At 47.4% G+C, this 14,468-nt stretch carries 12 protein-coding genes; 2 read left to right on the top strand and 10 right to left on the bottom strand.

The window, feature by feature from the left end; translation table 11 throughout:
- The first annotated feature begins 64 nt into the window (after positions 1–64).
- Entirely contained in the window at positions 65–2,263 is a 2,199-nt protein-coding gene (gene scpA, locus NDK19_RS14650) for a methylmalonyl-CoA mutase (protein WP_250632650.1), read from the top strand.
- Positions 2,264–2,597: 334 nt separating this feature from the next.
- Here the strand turns inward: scpA and NDK19_RS14655 are convergent, their stop codons facing one another.
- The 5 genes from NDK19_RS14655 to NDK19_RS14675 form a co-directional block, all read right to left on the bottom strand.
- Positions 2,598–3,617 (bottom strand): glycosyltransferase family 2 protein, encoded by a 1,020-nt coding sequence (locus NDK19_RS14655; RefSeq protein ID WP_250632651.1) that lies wholly within the window; start codon positions 3,615–3,617, stop codon positions 2,598–2,600.
- 12 nt (positions 3,618–3,629) lie between these two features.
- On the bottom strand, positions 3,630–4,553 hold the full coding sequence (locus NDK19_RS14660; protein WP_250632652.1) for a DUF368 domain-containing protein: 924 nt from the start codon (positions 4,551–4,553) through the stop codon (positions 3,630–3,632).
- A gap of 32 nt (positions 4,554–4,585) precedes the next feature.
- The gene (locus NDK19_RS14665; RefSeq protein WP_250632653.1) at positions 4,586–4,786 is read right to left on the bottom strand and encodes a hypothetical protein; all 201 of its coding nucleotides are present in this window, start codon (positions 4,784–4,786) and stop codon (positions 4,586–4,588) included.
- Between the two features lie 50 nt (positions 4,787–4,836).
- On the bottom strand, positions 4,837–5,787 hold the full coding sequence (locus tag NDK19_RS14670; protein ID WP_250632654.1) for an N-acetylornithine carbamoyltransferase: 951 nt from the start codon (positions 5,785–5,787) through the stop codon (positions 4,837–4,839).
- Between the two features lie 114 nt (positions 5,788–5,901).
- Positions 5,902–6,729 (bottom strand): zinc ribbon domain-containing protein, encoded by an 828-nt coding sequence (locus NDK19_RS14675; protein ID WP_250632655.1) that lies wholly within the window; start codon positions 6,727–6,729, stop codon positions 5,902–5,904.
- Between the two features lie 139 nt (positions 6,730–6,868).
- On the opposite strand from NDK19_RS14675, the gene hemG reads away from it, so the two are divergent.
- A complete protein-coding gene (gene hemG / locus NDK19_RS14680) occupies positions 6,869–8,197 on the top strand; it encodes a protoporphyrinogen oxidase (RefSeq protein ID WP_250632656.1) in 1,329 nt (442 codons plus the stop codon).
- Here hemG and NDK19_RS14685 read toward each other — a convergent pair.
- From NDK19_RS14685 to trpS, 5 genes are all read right to left on the bottom strand, one after another.
- Positions 8,194–9,780 carry a GAF domain-containing protein gene (locus NDK19_RS14685; protein WP_250632657.1) on the bottom strand — a complete coding sequence of 529 codons (1,587 nt, stop codon included), beginning with the start codon at positions 9,778–9,780 and terminating at the stop codon, positions 8,194–8,196. The genes hemG and NDK19_RS14685 overlap by 4 nt on opposite strands.
- Positions 9,781–9,843: 63 nt before the next feature.
- The gene (locus NDK19_RS14690; RefSeq protein ID WP_250632658.1) at positions 9,844–10,374 is read right to left on the bottom strand and encodes a 5' nucleotidase, NT5C type; all 531 of its coding nucleotides are present in this window, start codon (positions 10,372–10,374) and stop codon (positions 9,844–9,846) included.
- Between the two features lie 345 nt (positions 10,375–10,719).
- A complete protein-coding gene (locus NDK19_RS14695; RefSeq protein ID WP_250632659.1) occupies positions 10,720–11,397 on the bottom strand; it encodes a carotenoid biosynthesis protein in 678 nt (225 codons plus the stop codon).
- Between the two features lie 5 nt (positions 11,398–11,402).
- Positions 11,403–13,469 carry an ATP-binding protein gene (locus tag NDK19_RS14700; RefSeq protein ID WP_250632660.1) on the bottom strand — a complete coding sequence of 689 codons (2,067 nt, stop codon included), beginning with the start codon at positions 13,467–13,469 and terminating at the stop codon, positions 11,403–11,405.
- Position 13,470: 1 nt separating this feature from the next.
- Positions 13,471–14,442 carry a tryptophan--tRNA ligase gene (trpS, locus tag NDK19_RS14705; RefSeq protein ID WP_250632661.1) on the bottom strand — a complete coding sequence of 324 codons (972 nt, stop codon included), beginning with the start codon at positions 14,440–14,442 and terminating at the stop codon, positions 13,471–13,473.
- Between the last annotated feature and the right edge of the window lie 26 nt (positions 14,443–14,468).

The raw sequence follows: 14,468 nt of genomic DNA on the forward strand, positions 1-14,468 counted from the left end.
ACACCGCGAAATTGCATCCACACAAAAGTTCTTTAATTTTACCCTCCTAAAATGAACAGCATCTATGGCCGCTTTTCACGAATTATCATTTGCGGATATCCGTGTGCGCTTACAAAGCAAAGCACAACAGGTAAATCACCGGACAGCCGATGCCTTTCCTGAATGGATGACGGCAGAGCAAATTTCCGTGCCGGCTTTTTACCGACCCGAAGCCCGCTCGCAATGGGAACACATCAAGTATTTGGCAGGCGTTCCGCCCTACCTGCGCGGCCCTTATGCGACCATGTACACCCAACGTCCGTGGACTGTTCGCCAGTATGCAGGTTTCAGTACTGCCGAGGAAAGCAACGCCTTCTATCGCCGCAACTTGGCAGCGGGGCAGATGGGGCTTTCCGTGGCTTTTGACTTGGCTACTCACCGCGGCTACGACTCCGACCACCCTCGCGTGCAAGGCGACGTAGGCAAAGCAGGTGTTGCCATCGACTCTGTTTTGGATATGAAAATTTTGTTCAACGAAATTCCGTTGGACAAAATGTCGGTTTCCATGACCATGAACGGCGCTGTTATTCCCGTCATGGCTTTTTACATCGTGGCAGCCGAAGAACAGGGTGTAAAACCCGAACAACTCAGCGGCACTATTCAAAATGATATCCTCAAAGAGTTCATGGTGCGCAATACGTACATCTACCCGCCTGCACCGAGTATGCAGATTATCGCCGATATTTTTGAATATACCGCGCGCTACATGCCCAAATTTAACAGCATCAGCATCAGCGGCTACCACATGCAGGAAGCAGGCGCAACAGCAGATATTGAACTGGCATATACTCTTGCCGACGGGCTGGAATACCTGCGCACGGGCGTTGCTGCGGGGCTGCCGATAGATGACTTCGCACCGCGTTTGTCGTTCTTCTGGGCAATCGGCATGAATCATTTCATGGAAATTGCCAAAATGCGCGCCGGCCGCCTGCTCTGGTCTAAAATCGTGAAGCAGTTCAACCCGCAAGATACCAAAAGCATGGCACTGCGCACCCACTGCCAAACTTCGGGCTGGAGCCTGACCGAACAAGATGCGTTCAACAACGTTACGCGCACTTGCATTGAGGCAATGGCTGCCGCGCTTGGAGGCACGCAAAGTTTGCATACCAACTCATTGGATGAAGCCATTGCGCTGCCAACAGATTTTTCGGCAAGAATTGCAAGAAATACGCAACTTTTTATTCAAAAGGAAACAGATATTACACGCGCTATCGACCCTTGGGGTGGTGCCTATTACGTGGAGCACCTCACTCATGCGCTGGCGCATCGGGCTTGGCAACTCATTGAGGAAGTGGAGCAATTGGGCGGCATGACCAAAGCCATTGAAGCGGGCTTGCCCAAAATGCGCATTGAAGAAGCCGCTGCCCGCAAACAGGCGCGAATTGATTCGGGCAAAGACGTAATTGTGGGCGTAAACCGCTACCAAACTACCGAAGAGAAGGAAATTGACTTGTTGGAAGTGGACAATACCGCCGTGCGTCAGTCGCAAATTGAGCGCTTGCAGCAACTCAAAGCCAGCCGCGACAGCCAAGCCGTCGAGCAAATTTTGGCAAAAATCACCGCTTGCGCCACCGAAAAAATGGCACGCATCAAAGCCAACAACGGACAGATTCCTGCCTCTACGGGCAAAGACAGCGACAACCTGCTGGCGCTTGCCGTAGAAGCTGCCCGTGCCCGCGCCACGCTGGGCGAAATTTCCGACGCGATGGAAAAAGCCTTCGGCAGGCATCAGGCAGTTATCCGCAGCATTGCGGGCGTGTACGCAGGCGAAGCCGCCGAGGACAAGGAGTTTAGCAAAGCCAAAGCAATGGTAGAACAATTTACCGCGCAGGAAGGCCGCCGTCCGCGCATTATGATTGCCAAAATGGGGCAAGACGGACACGACCGCGGCGCAAAAGTCATTGCCACCAGCTTTGCCGACTTGGGTTTTGATGTGGACATCGGGCCGTTGTTCCAAACCCCCGAAGAGGTAGCCCATCAAGCCGCCGAGAACGACGTACATATTGTAGGAGCATCCAGCCTTGCGGCAGGGCACAAAACCCTTGTGCCTCAATTGATTAACGAACTGAAAAAAATCGGCCGTGAGGACATTATGGTTATTGCAGGCGGCGTAATTCCGCCCAAAGATTATCAGTTCCTGTATGAGCACGGCGTAGCGGAAGTATTTGGCCCCGGTACGGTCATTCCGGTTGCCGCTCAAAAGATTCTGGAAAAATTAATGTAATGCGAATTATTTGCTAATCATCTGATAATCAAAACATTTTGTGTCGGAAAAATCAAAATGAAACATTATCGCAAAGATGCATGTTGGTAAATTGTATTTTTTCTATGTAGGTATATTTGTAGGGACAAGGCATACCTTATCCCTACAGGTTTTGCATGAATTATTGCGCAAAACCGAATTTAATCAAATTTAATTTTTCCAAGATTCTGCCGCGAAATTCGCGTTAATCAATCAAGCCAATTAAAACGCATTGCGCAAGCAGGCGGATTGTTGCGGGCGATACGTTTTTCGCTGATTTTTTTAAATCTGAAATCTAAAATGCCTGCTCAACGGCTTACTTCAAAAATCGCTTAGCAACCAAGGCCGGCAGCAGCAGATTTTTGCGGATACCGTTGGCACGCCACAGCGGACTCCCGAAATAGCCTTTCAAAGCAGCCAATCCTTCCTTGTGCCGCAGTTGCCAATAGTCATACCAGATTTCACCAATCACTTCGGCCATTGCTTCTTGTTGGTAAATGCGGTGTTTTTGGTTTTGGTGCAGCAGGTATGCCAGCCATTTTTGGGCTTCTTGGGCAAAGGTATTATCCAATGCAAACTGACGATGCCGCAGTTGTTGGTGCAAAAACAATTCATTGGCAGCAGGGGCGATGCACAGTTTACCAATATTGTGCCTGATAATTTCTTCGGTTTGCTGCCTGCTTTTTTCCGATTCGCGGTTTGTCCAATTGTTGTTGTGCTCACGTCTTGCGCCTAACTTCTCGGGGATAATATGCAGGCGTGTAATGGTTGCCGCTTCCGACCAAAGGGCATAATCTTCGCAAGGTTCAAATGCAGCAGGGAAACCATGCAACCGCTCCCACACACTGCGCCGCATCATTACCGAGGAAAGTGCGAAAGCATTGCCAAATAACAGAAAAACGGGCAAATGCGTATCCTTTTCCCTGCGCCAAATCCATTGTAGCGGATGTAGCAGGCCGTTTTGGTCAATGATATCTAACCAATGGGCAACAAGCCCCACCGATGGATTTTGCTGCATAAAGACGACTTGTTTTTGCAGCCGTTGGGGGTAGGCAAGGTCATCGGCATCCAGAAAGGCAATCAGTTCGCCACAGGATACTTCAATGGCCTTATTGCGACTCTGCGCGGCTCCTGCCTGCTTTTCGTTGCGGATGAGGCGGATGCGTTTGTCCGTATCAGCCCATAACGAAACGATGGCAGCCGTATCATCTCGGCTGCCATCGTCAATAACGATTAGTTCCCAATCAGTAAAATGCTGATTGACAATGCTTTGTACTGATTCGCTGATGTACTGCGCTGCCTGATAAGCCGGCATGATAACACTGACTTTCGGCATAGTATCCCAAGATTATCCCTGCTTTTGTGAGGCAGCCTTTTCAATCAGGTACACCACGGCAAAACCGACCAAGCACAATGCAATACAAGCCGCCAGCATGGGTTCTTTTCCTGTCAGCTCGAGGTATTGTGTGGGCAGAACGTTGCTTTCTACAATGGGTTTGAGCTTGCCGTGTCGGTCGGTATAGTATTCCAATACCTGTTTCCATGGCCATACTTTGTTTAACGAACCAAGCATGAAGCCCATCAGCAGGGCTACGGCCAAATCGTGGTAACGTTTTAATAACCAATGCAATACATGCGAAAAACTCAACAGACCTGCAACGCAGCCCAAAGCAAAAGTAATGATGACTTTAAAGTTGAGTTCGGTCAGTGAGCGGATGATGTACTCATATTTACTCATCAGCAACAAAATGAAACTGCCTGAAATGCCGGGCAGAATCATGGCGCAGATGGCAATGGCTCCACTCAGGAAAATAAACCACAAATCGGTAGGGGTTTCAACCGGAACGGCAATCGTTACCCAATAGGCAACAGCAGTTCCTGCCATCAAGGCAACTATTGCCGCTATGTTCCACTGCTTTACCGATTTGGCTACCAGCAGAGCAGAAGCTATAATCAACCCAAAAAAGAACGACCAAAGCATTTCGGGCTGATTGGCCAACAAATACAAGATGAGTTTTGACAGGCCAAGCACAGACGTTCCGATGCCCGCAAATAAAACCACCAGAAAAGTGCCGTCTATATGCTGCCAAAGCTCCTTGATGCGTCCTAAAAAGAGTAGCTTCAGCGCTGTGCCGTTGGCAGAGCGGATGGCATCCAATAATCGTTCGTAAATGCCGGAAATAAAGGCAATTGTTCCTCCCGAAACACCCGGTACCACATCAGCGGCACCCATGGCAACACCTTTCAGGAAGAGGAAGATATACTCTCTCACGTGAAGTTTGTTCTATGAATGGATGAAAATAATCAGGCAGTTTTCACCTCGTTTTGGCACGGTTCGCCTGCTTTTTTGCCGCAAACCACGCAATCAACACCGTTTTCGCGCAGGGCAGGGCTTTGTGTGGCACATGTGCCTTTAAACTCGCCGTTTTTAACAAACAGCAGGCGCACGCTCATCAGTACAAAAAATACTGCCATTACGCCAACTGCCAAAAGGATAGTCATCATGGTTGTAAAGGAATTAAGACCGTACAAAGTTAATCATTTTTCGGTGCTTCTTACAGGCTTTCCAACATGCGTTTGAGAACAGCCTGACACGCCCAAACGCGATTGGCTGCCTGCGGAATAATCAGCGATTGCGGGCTGTCAATCACCGCATCGTCCACTACCACATTGCGCCGCACGGGCAGGCAGTGCATGAAGTGCGCATTGTTCGTCAGTGCCATTTTTTCGGCGCTGACCGTCCATGAACGGTCGCGCAGCAGTATCTGGCCATATTCGTGGTAGCTCGACCAGTTTTTGGCATAGATAAAATCCGCATTTTTGAAGGCCTCTGCTTGGTCGTAAGTAATTTTGGCACCTTGGGTGAAGGATTCGTCCAATTCGTATCCTTCGGGATGTGCGATAGTCAAATCCACATCGGCGGCCAGCATCCACTCCGCAAACGAATTGGGAACAGCTTGCGGCAGTGCGCGCGGGTGCGGAGCCCATGTAAGTACTACCTTGGGGCGGGGTTTCTTTTTGTATTCTTCAATGGTTACAAGGTCTGCCAGCGATTGCAGCGGGTGGCGGGTAGCCGACTCGAGGCTTACCACAGGTACGCCGGAGTAACGAATGAAATCGTTCAGGTTTTGCTCGGCGTAGTCTTCCTCTTTGTTCACAAGTGTAGCAAAAGAACGCAGCCCCAGAATGTCGCAATACTGTCCCATAACGGCCACCGCATCTTTAATGTGTTCTGCCGCATCGCCATTCATTACCACACCTTCACCGGTTGCCATTTTCCACGCATCTTTGTCGGCATTCATTACCATAGCCTGCATACCCAAATTGAGGGCGGCGCGTTGAGTGCTTAGGCGTGTCCTGAGGCTGGGGTTCATAAAAACCAGACCGATAACTTTGTTTTTGCCCAAGTGCTGATGTGCAAACGGATTTTTTTTCAACGCGATGGCATCTTTTACCAATTCATGCAAAAAATTTCTGACATCGGCTACGCCGGTAAATTGTTTCATGGTTTTTAATTTAAGAAGGATGAACGGCCGTGAATAATTTGAAATAATAAAAAAAGCCCTAAGGACAAATGGGAATCCTCAGGGCTTTGGATGGTTTATCGTACCATAACCGTGCTAATCGTCAAGGCTTCCCAGACCTACGTCTAAAACTTCAGCCCTCTCTTCTGTTGCACGGCGGCGAGTTGTTTTCCTTGCAGGCGCAGCTTTTTCAGGTGCGATGTTTTCTTCCACACCTGCAAGCACGCGGCCGCAATGTTCACAAACAATTAGTTTCTTTTGCTCTCTGATTTCTGCCTGACGTTGTGGAGGCACGATATTGAAACAGCCGCCACAGGCATCGCGCTTAACGGTAACAACGGCAAGGCCATTGTTAGAGTTTTCGCGAATTTTCATGTATGATTTGTACAGGCGCGGCTCGAGGCTTTTGGCGCGTTTTTCTCTTTCTTTGAAAAGTTTCGCCTCGTCTTCTTCGCTTTCCGCAATAATCAGTTCAAGTTCTTTGCGCTTGTTTTCCAAGTCTTTTTCGCGGTCGGCCAGCAATTGTTGAGTTTCTTCAATTTGCTTTTTCTTGCCTTCAATTTTCAGCTCAAGCTCTTTGTTCTTCTTTTTGAAAATCTGAATTTCCAGCTCTTGCAACTCAATTTCCTTGCTGATGGCTGCAAACTCTCGGTCATTGCGCACGTTTTCTTGCTGTGCTTGGTATTTTTCAATCAGCTTTTCAGCGTCTTTAATGCTTTGCTTGTTATTGCTGACTGTTTCGTTGAAAGATTTCAGCTCATCGTTGAATTTGGAAATACGGGTTTGATAGCCTGCAATTTCGTCTTCCAAATCCTGCACTTCTTCGGGTAAATCGCCTCTGATTTTATCGATTTCGTCTAATTTGGAATCTATCTGCTGCAATTTGAGCAGCGCTTCTAATTTTTTTGCTATCGGGTTTTCCATGAGAGGACGGGCAAGAGTAATTTTGTTTGATAATAGCCGCAAAGTAAGTCATTATTTCACCAATAATCAAGAAATTGGGGCTTGAAAAGCGGTGTCGTCTTTTATTTTCTTTTAACTAAACCCGACAAACTTTGAACATATGGATGTATCTACGGCTACGCCTTCCATAACCATTGTTGGTGCAGGTATATCCGGGCTTTCGTTGGCTGCGGCTTTGCAAAAAAGAGGCTTGCAAGCAGCCGTTTTCGAGGCTGCCAACGAGCCCGGTGGCAACATAAAAACCCTACAATCAGGCGCTTACAGGTTCGATACAGGGCCTAATTCGCTTTTGGCAGATGATGCGGTGCGCCAATTTCTGGCCGATGCGGGTGCGGATGATTTGATGGTGGCACCATCGGAGGTGTCGTCGCACCGCTACATACTTTGGGGGGGCAAGCCGCAATTGCTGCCGACCTCTCCACCTGCCTTGCTGAAAAGCGATTTTTTTTCATGGCATACCAAGTGGCGTATTTTTTCGGAGCTTTTCCGAAGAAGCAAAGGGGCTGCCGATGAAACGCTGGCAGATTTTGTCCGCCGTCGCTTTTCGGATGAAGCAGTAGAAAAGGTGTTGAAGCCTTTTGTAGCCGGCATCTATGCGGGTGACCCCGAGCAACTGTTGGTCAGGGAAGCCTTTCCGCAATTAGTTGATTATGAGCAACAATATGGTTCCGTGCTGCGCGGTATGATGAAGGCCGGCGGGGGAGGCAGAAAGCAATCCTATTCGTTTAAAGGAGGGATGCAGGGCTTGGCAAAAGCACTGGCCAGAAATCTGAACGTTACCTATGGCGCTCAACTGGCAGGGGTTAGAAAAATCGGAAAGCGGTTTCGGCTTTTGTTCGAGGGCACGGGCAGCGTAGAAACCGACTATTTGGTGCTGGCCTTGCCTGCGTGGCAAGTGGCCAAAATCGTTGCCGACTTGTATCCTGCGGCTGCTGCGGCGTTCAAGGAGGTGTACTATCCGCCCATGTGTGTGGTACATACCGTTTTTGCCAAAAAATCGGTCAAACTGTTGCCCAACGGATTTGGGTTGCTGCATCCGAAGGCTGAGGGAACTTTTATGGCAGGCAGCATTTGGAGCAGCAGTATTTTTCCGGACTGTTGCCCCGACGACCAAGTGCTTTTTACCTCTTTTGTAGGAGGGGCAATGTTTGCCGAAAATACCCTGATGCCGCAAAAGCATATTGTAAGCCGAGTAGTAGAAGAATTGCAGCGCATTTACGGCATAGATGCAGCCCCGTTGGCTACTCATTTTACGCGATGGGAGCGTGCCATTCCTCAGTATGACAAGCATATTACCGCGGCAAAACAGGCGGCGGCCATGCTGCGCACCGAGGGCATTTACTGCCACTCCAATTGGGTGCATGGCATTTCATTAGCCGACTGTATCCGTGCCGGAGTAAAACTTGCCGCAGAGTTTGACAGGCATTAATGAGTACTTCCGGGGAGTTTGCTCTCTTTATTTTCGCTGACTTTTCGGTGTAGCGCTTCGTGGGTTGCTTGCAACTCTTCCATGTTTTGGCGGAGTTCTTCCTCTTGTACGCGCATGGTTTCGGTTTGCAGTTTGAGCTGCTCTAACAGCAGGCGATTCTGTTCTGCATTTTTCTGTGAGGCAATGGCAGAAGCGAGAAACTCGCAAGTGCGCTCTAAAAAAGCAACGGTTTCATTGTCATAGGTCTGCAAAGTGGCCAATTCTATCACTCCTTCCACCAAATCGTTGGTTTTCAACGGGATAATGATAAGCTCTTTGGGCTTGACAGACCCCATGCCCGCAGAAATGGCGGTATAGTCTGCCGGAATGCGGGCAATGTGAAGCGTTTCCTTTTCCAAATAGACCTGTCCAATCAGTCCTTCACCCGGCTGGATTTGACGCTGCATGGCTTTAATGCGTTCGTAGGCATAGCAGGCGCTCATTTCAAGTACTTTTTCGGCACCGGGGGATTGTTTGGCAATAAAAATGCCGCCCTGCAAACTGTCGGTATAGCGAACCAAAAAGGATAGCACATGAACGGAGAGTTCTTTCAGGTCGTGCTGATGTTTGCGTAGTAGTTCATTAAATTGTGTAACTCCTTCGGCTGCCCAGCGGCGGCGCTCCTCTTCGCGACTGACACGCGCCAGTTTATCTTTTAACTGCAAAAGTTCACCGACTACGTTTGTGGTGTTCAATGCTGCGTTTTCGGGTGTTAGTCCTTTCCACGTGGCATTGTAGTTACCTTCGGCTATTGCTCTGATAAAGGCTTCTGCCTGTTTCATGTTTTTGGTTACGTTGCCGATAACGCTTTCCGGGGTTAATTCCACATGCACATTGCCATCATCAAACAGTTCGGCACGGTTGGTGTCATCCAGTTTTTGCAGCAGGTTTCTGCGGTTGAGCGCATCTCGTTGCAGTTTTCTTACCAGCCAAATGAGCAGCGGAATACCGATGATAAGTAATGATAACTGGAAGCCTCTGTTAAGCGTAAAAGCAAGTTGTAAATCGGCTTCGGCTTCTTTAATTTTTTTTGTTTCATATTCGGCTACGGCTTCCCATGCAGGATGATACAAAAGCCAAAGAGTTTTCCCTCGGTCTTCCAGTAGCAGTTTTTTAAATTGTTCCATGCTGTCTTGCCGAACCAATCGCTCCATTTCCAGTATGTATGGCTCATAGTTTTTCAGGCCTTCCAAAGATGAGCGGACTTTTTCTTCAAAAGAATAACGGCGAATTTTCAGAACGGAATCAATAATGGCAGCAGAGACGCGGTATCGCAAGGGGTTCGAGGTGTAGGCAGCCAGATATGCGGTGTCTTTCATGATGGCGTACCCGCGAATACCAACGTCCCAAGCACGGATGATATCCATATATTGACGGCTGAAATGGATATACATCGTATCGTAAAAAGCGCGGTTTTCCGTGAGTGCATCAATTTTCAACTTCATATTGTATGAAGTAACGATACCGATGCTAATCAGGGCGGCAACTATGTAAACCGATACATAGATAAAGTTACTACGCAGGTACTTGAAGTAGTAATTCATGATGTTGCGTAAGTTTATTGTTTCATTTTCACTTGCACAATAAATTTACGCAAAAAGCAGTACTTATAAAAACTTGTTGCCTATTTCTGCCCAGTTATTCACGCGTTCGAAGCCTTGCAGGTGAATATTGTGAGGGGCTGTAAAAACAATAGGCGTACCTGTGAAACTAATCAAATTTTTTTCGTGGTCGTCAATCAAGTAGTTTGCCTGAATCATGTACTTGTGGCCGCACAGCACAATATAGCGCCAGTCTATGAACGGGAAGTGTTCTGCCAGCCATTCTACTTTTTCCCGCAGCGATTGAGGAAACTCGATAGCAGCCGATACAATAAACACTTCGTATTTTTTTACCAATTCTTTCATTACTTCTTTGCTGTCGGGCATGGGCTGCATGTGGCGGAAGAACCCCTCTTCCCACAGCCATTCCCTGATTTTTTCGTAAGGGATACCTGCCTTGTTCAGCAATTCGGTGCGGAGTTCCTCGCGCCCGATAGTAACTCCGTGCCGCTCGGCTATCCATTCTACAAATCGTCCGCTTGCATCTGCCATTACATCGTCCATATCAATGGCTATGCGCTGTTTATCTTTTTGCATCTCTTTTTGTTTGTAAATTCAGTATCAGGTTACCCGACTGGCAAAAATACGATTATGCAGGGTTTTTATCATTTTTATTGGCTGTTTACAGTGTGTATGTATATACGTATATGAGCGGGAGCAGTTTACTGCGTTTTTTACTGCGGAGTGCGCAAAGATTTAACCGCAGTGTACACAGAGAAAAGATTCATCATAAAAATACTCAGCACTCTTGGCTTAATACTCAGCGGGCTTTGCGGTAAATTTGAAAAATTGTTTTAAACTGCTCACCTACTTATATGTAAGCGCAACGTTTAAGGATTGGGTTGTTGGCTTTTGCTCTTTTTCATAAAGCCTAATAAAGTGTCAGGCAAACAGCATCACAAGGTTATGCCCTAAGAAAAACAAAAACTGAGAGAACAAAACAACTACCGACATATCATTTTTTGCCAGTGATGATTTGTTCATGTAAAAAAAAACGGCTGCCATCAGACTTCCCGTAATCAGCCATGCCACATAATTTTGCAAAGGTACAGGCGCATCAAACCAATGCCAGAGTCCGAAACGAATTGCAAAGGGCTCAATCAGCACATCCAGCAAGGTCATACCGGCACCTACGAGGAAGGCCTTTTGCCAGATAGGCCAGTTTTTGTCGGCTAAGACGGTGGCTATCGCATAAATCAGCAGCAGCCAGTTAATGCCAATCATCAGCGGCGTTTCCCATATTTTGATGCCTAACACATCGCCATAGGCATAATGACCGAAGATAACACCTGTTTGCACGCCGGCTAACTCTACCAAAAAGCCTCCGAGCCACATAAGCACGCAACTAAGGGTAAATGTTGTCGTGCGGTTTTTGTGGAAATAGAGCATAGCGCCCAGCGATACGAGCAGATTTAGTGGGGTCAGCGATACAAAAAATGCAGCAGTTGGCTCCCAAAGCATAAAGCCAAAGCCAAAAAAGTGCATGGAAACAATGAGCAAGGCAAGCCACTCGAAAGATGTCCATTGCCCAATGGGCAGTGCAAAAGATTTTAGGCGCATAGCGGTTAAGCGTGATTCGGCAAAGTTACCGTAAAAGTAGTGCCTTGTCCGTATTCTGTTTGTAGTTCGATTTCTCCACCCATGCGGCAGACGGTTTGTTTAACGATGTACAGTCCCAAACCTGACCCTTGTGCGTATTCATGGGCACGGAAAAACATATCAAAAACTTTGTCTGCCAGTTCGGGTCTGATGCCAATGCCGTTGTCTTTGATGATGAATATTCCTTTCTCCGAGTTGATTTCGACGGTTATTTCTAAGCGGTTGTCATTTTTATAGACATTGGCATATTTAATGGCATTGGAAATCAGGTTGCTGAGAATGATAGACAGCCTTGTCGCATCAGACTTAAAAGAAATATGTTTTTTGGGCAGATTGTAGGAAACTCGCACGCGCGGGAAGTTGTCCATGTGGCTCAGGCTGGTCATGCACTCTTCCAGCAGCGATTCAATGTTAATTTCCTCGATGTGTTCCGCTTTCCGATTGGCTTGGGAGTATTCCAGCAGTGTATGTACATAGTGGTCAAGTCGCTTAATGCTTGTTACCATTTTGTCCAGTAACTCCCTGAGCATTTCAGGATTGTTGATGTAGGTATGCATCACACTTATCAGCCCCAACAGCGATGTAAGCGGCGAGCGGATATTGTGCGAAACCCGATGCACAAATTCATCCAGTTCATAATTGCGTTCGGAGAGTTCGCGGATAACTTGGTCGAGCTTATGCTGATTGACCCTGAGCGCCTCATTGGTTTGTATGAGTGCATCCTCTTTTTCTATCAGCTCCTGATTTTGCTGATTGATTTGCAGGCTGTATTGCTGCAAAGCTGTTTTAGTTATTCGCTCTTGTGCCTCCATTTCTTTGATGCGCGTAATATCCACTTGCATCGCATAAACATTGGCGGTTTGTTCATCGCTTTGCACAGGGATAAAGCTGGAAATTATCCATGCTTTTTTACCGTGTTTGGTTTTGATGTGCAAATCGGTAGGCACAGAAGGTTGCCTGAGCAAATTGACATGGTGAATTTTTTGGATTAAACTGCTTGCATTGTGAAACAAATCGCTCAAATGGCTGCCTAAGGCTTTTTGCTGAGAGTATCCGTAGAGTTGTTCGCTGTGTTTGTTCCAATAAGTAACTTTTCCCCGCAGGTCATAGCTCTGAATGGCAACTAAAGGTGTATTTTCAAGAAGGCTTTCCAAAATAGCCAGCGTTTGGGTGGCCTGCTGCTCTGCTGCTTCGCGGGCAACAATGTAGCTGTCAATTTGTTTTTTTATGCGCATGTTGCGGATGTTATTGGCAACTGCAGATGCAAAAAATACCAGCACCGCATCTAATTTTTTTTGAGACAGCGGCAACGGTTTGGAGGAATACAGGCCAAGTAAACCTTCCATGTGTTGCTCGGAGCGAATGGGTATAAATAGTGCGGAATGCAAACCGGATTGTTTGACAAGTTGCCGAAAGGGGCGCAGTTCGTCGTTGGCAGTAGTGTCGGTGCGCAACAGATAGCGTGCTCGCGGCCCTATGTTTTGGGCGAGCGCATCCAGCATGTCTTTATTCGGGTGCAGCAATTCGGGCAATGGCTCAATCTGAGGATTCTGAATGCAGTAGGCTTTTATATATTCTGACCAAGCACTGTTTTCATAAGGGTATATAATGCCTGCATCGTATTTGCCGATTTGCGTAATGCTTTGCAGTATGTCCGTGATGCCTTTATCTGTATTGAGGTCGCGCAGCAGGTTGCCCGATAGTTGCAATAGCAGCGTGTTAATCGGGTCTGAGCTATATGCTTGGTTGTTGGCTGCCGTTTTCGCTAGGGCAGGCTGCAACCGAACGGTAAACCAACGCAGCTCGGGCGAGTGGAGCGGGCGCTCTTCCAATACAAAGGTTTCATCTCCAATAGTCAGGCCGGGCTTTTCGGAGAGATGAACGGTTTTTCCCGTGATGCCCCCGACAGGGTTTAGCTGTTGGGCTGACCTATTGGCATACCTGATTTCGCCTGTTGCCGAGCAAACTATTACAGGCTGCTCCTGTTGCTCTATCAATTCTTGCAAAAGCGTAATTTCAGGTATGGGCTGCATATCAATTAAAACCGAGTTTTTGACGAACTTTATCAAGCACCTGACGGGCAATTACTCTTGCTTTGGCTTCCCCTTTTTCCAATTCTGCTTCCAAAGCGACGGCATCCGACATGTAATAGTCAAATTTTTCGCGCTCGTTCTTGTATTTGGCCATAATCAGTTCAAAAAATTCCTGTTTGGCAGCGCCGTAGCCGTAGTTGCCTCCTAAATACTTTTCGCGCAGGCTTTGGGTTTGTTCAGGGCTTGCAATGAGCGAATATAGTTTAAAAACCGTACAAGTGTCAGGATTTTTCGGCTCTTCCAACGGCGTGCTGTCGGTTTTAATGCCCATGATTTGTTTTCGGAGTGCTTTTTCGGGCAGGAAAATATCAATGGTATTATTATATGACTTGCTCATTTTCTGCCCATCCGTGCCCGGAATGGTTTTTACTTCTTCGCTGATGCGCGCTTCGGGAATGACAAATACATCGCCGTAATGGTAATTGAATGAGCGTGCAATATCGCGCGTGATTTCTAAGTGTTGCTCTTGGTCTTTGCCTACGGGTACAAATTGAGCATCGTAAAGCAAAATATCTGCCGCCATCAGCACGGGATAGGTAAACAATCCTGCATTGACATCGGCCAGTCGGTCTGACTTGTCTTTGAACGAATGAGCGTTGGCAAGCATGGGGTAAGGAGCAAAGCAGTTCAGGTACCATGCCAGTTCGCAAACTTCCGGCACTCTTGACTGCCGATAGAATGTATTGCGGGTAGTATCAAAGCCAAAGGCGAGCCATGCAGCCGCTACCGCACGCGTATTTTCTTTGCGCAAATCTGCGTCTTTGATAGTAGTCAGCGAGTGTAAATCGGCTATGAATATAAATGCCTCATTTTTAGGGTCTTTGGACAGTTCGATGGCAGGAATAATTGCGCCGAGTAAGTTGCCGAGGTGCGGCCTTCCGGAGCTTTGAATACCTGTAAGAATTCTTGACATTGGAAATAGTTTAATATTTTTGTACG

Source organism: Rhodoflexus caldus, from assembly GCF_021206925.1.
Taxonomy (GTDB): domain Bacteria; phylum Bacteroidota; class Bacteroidia; order Cytophagales; family Thermoflexibacteraceae; genus Rhodoflexus; species Rhodoflexus caldus.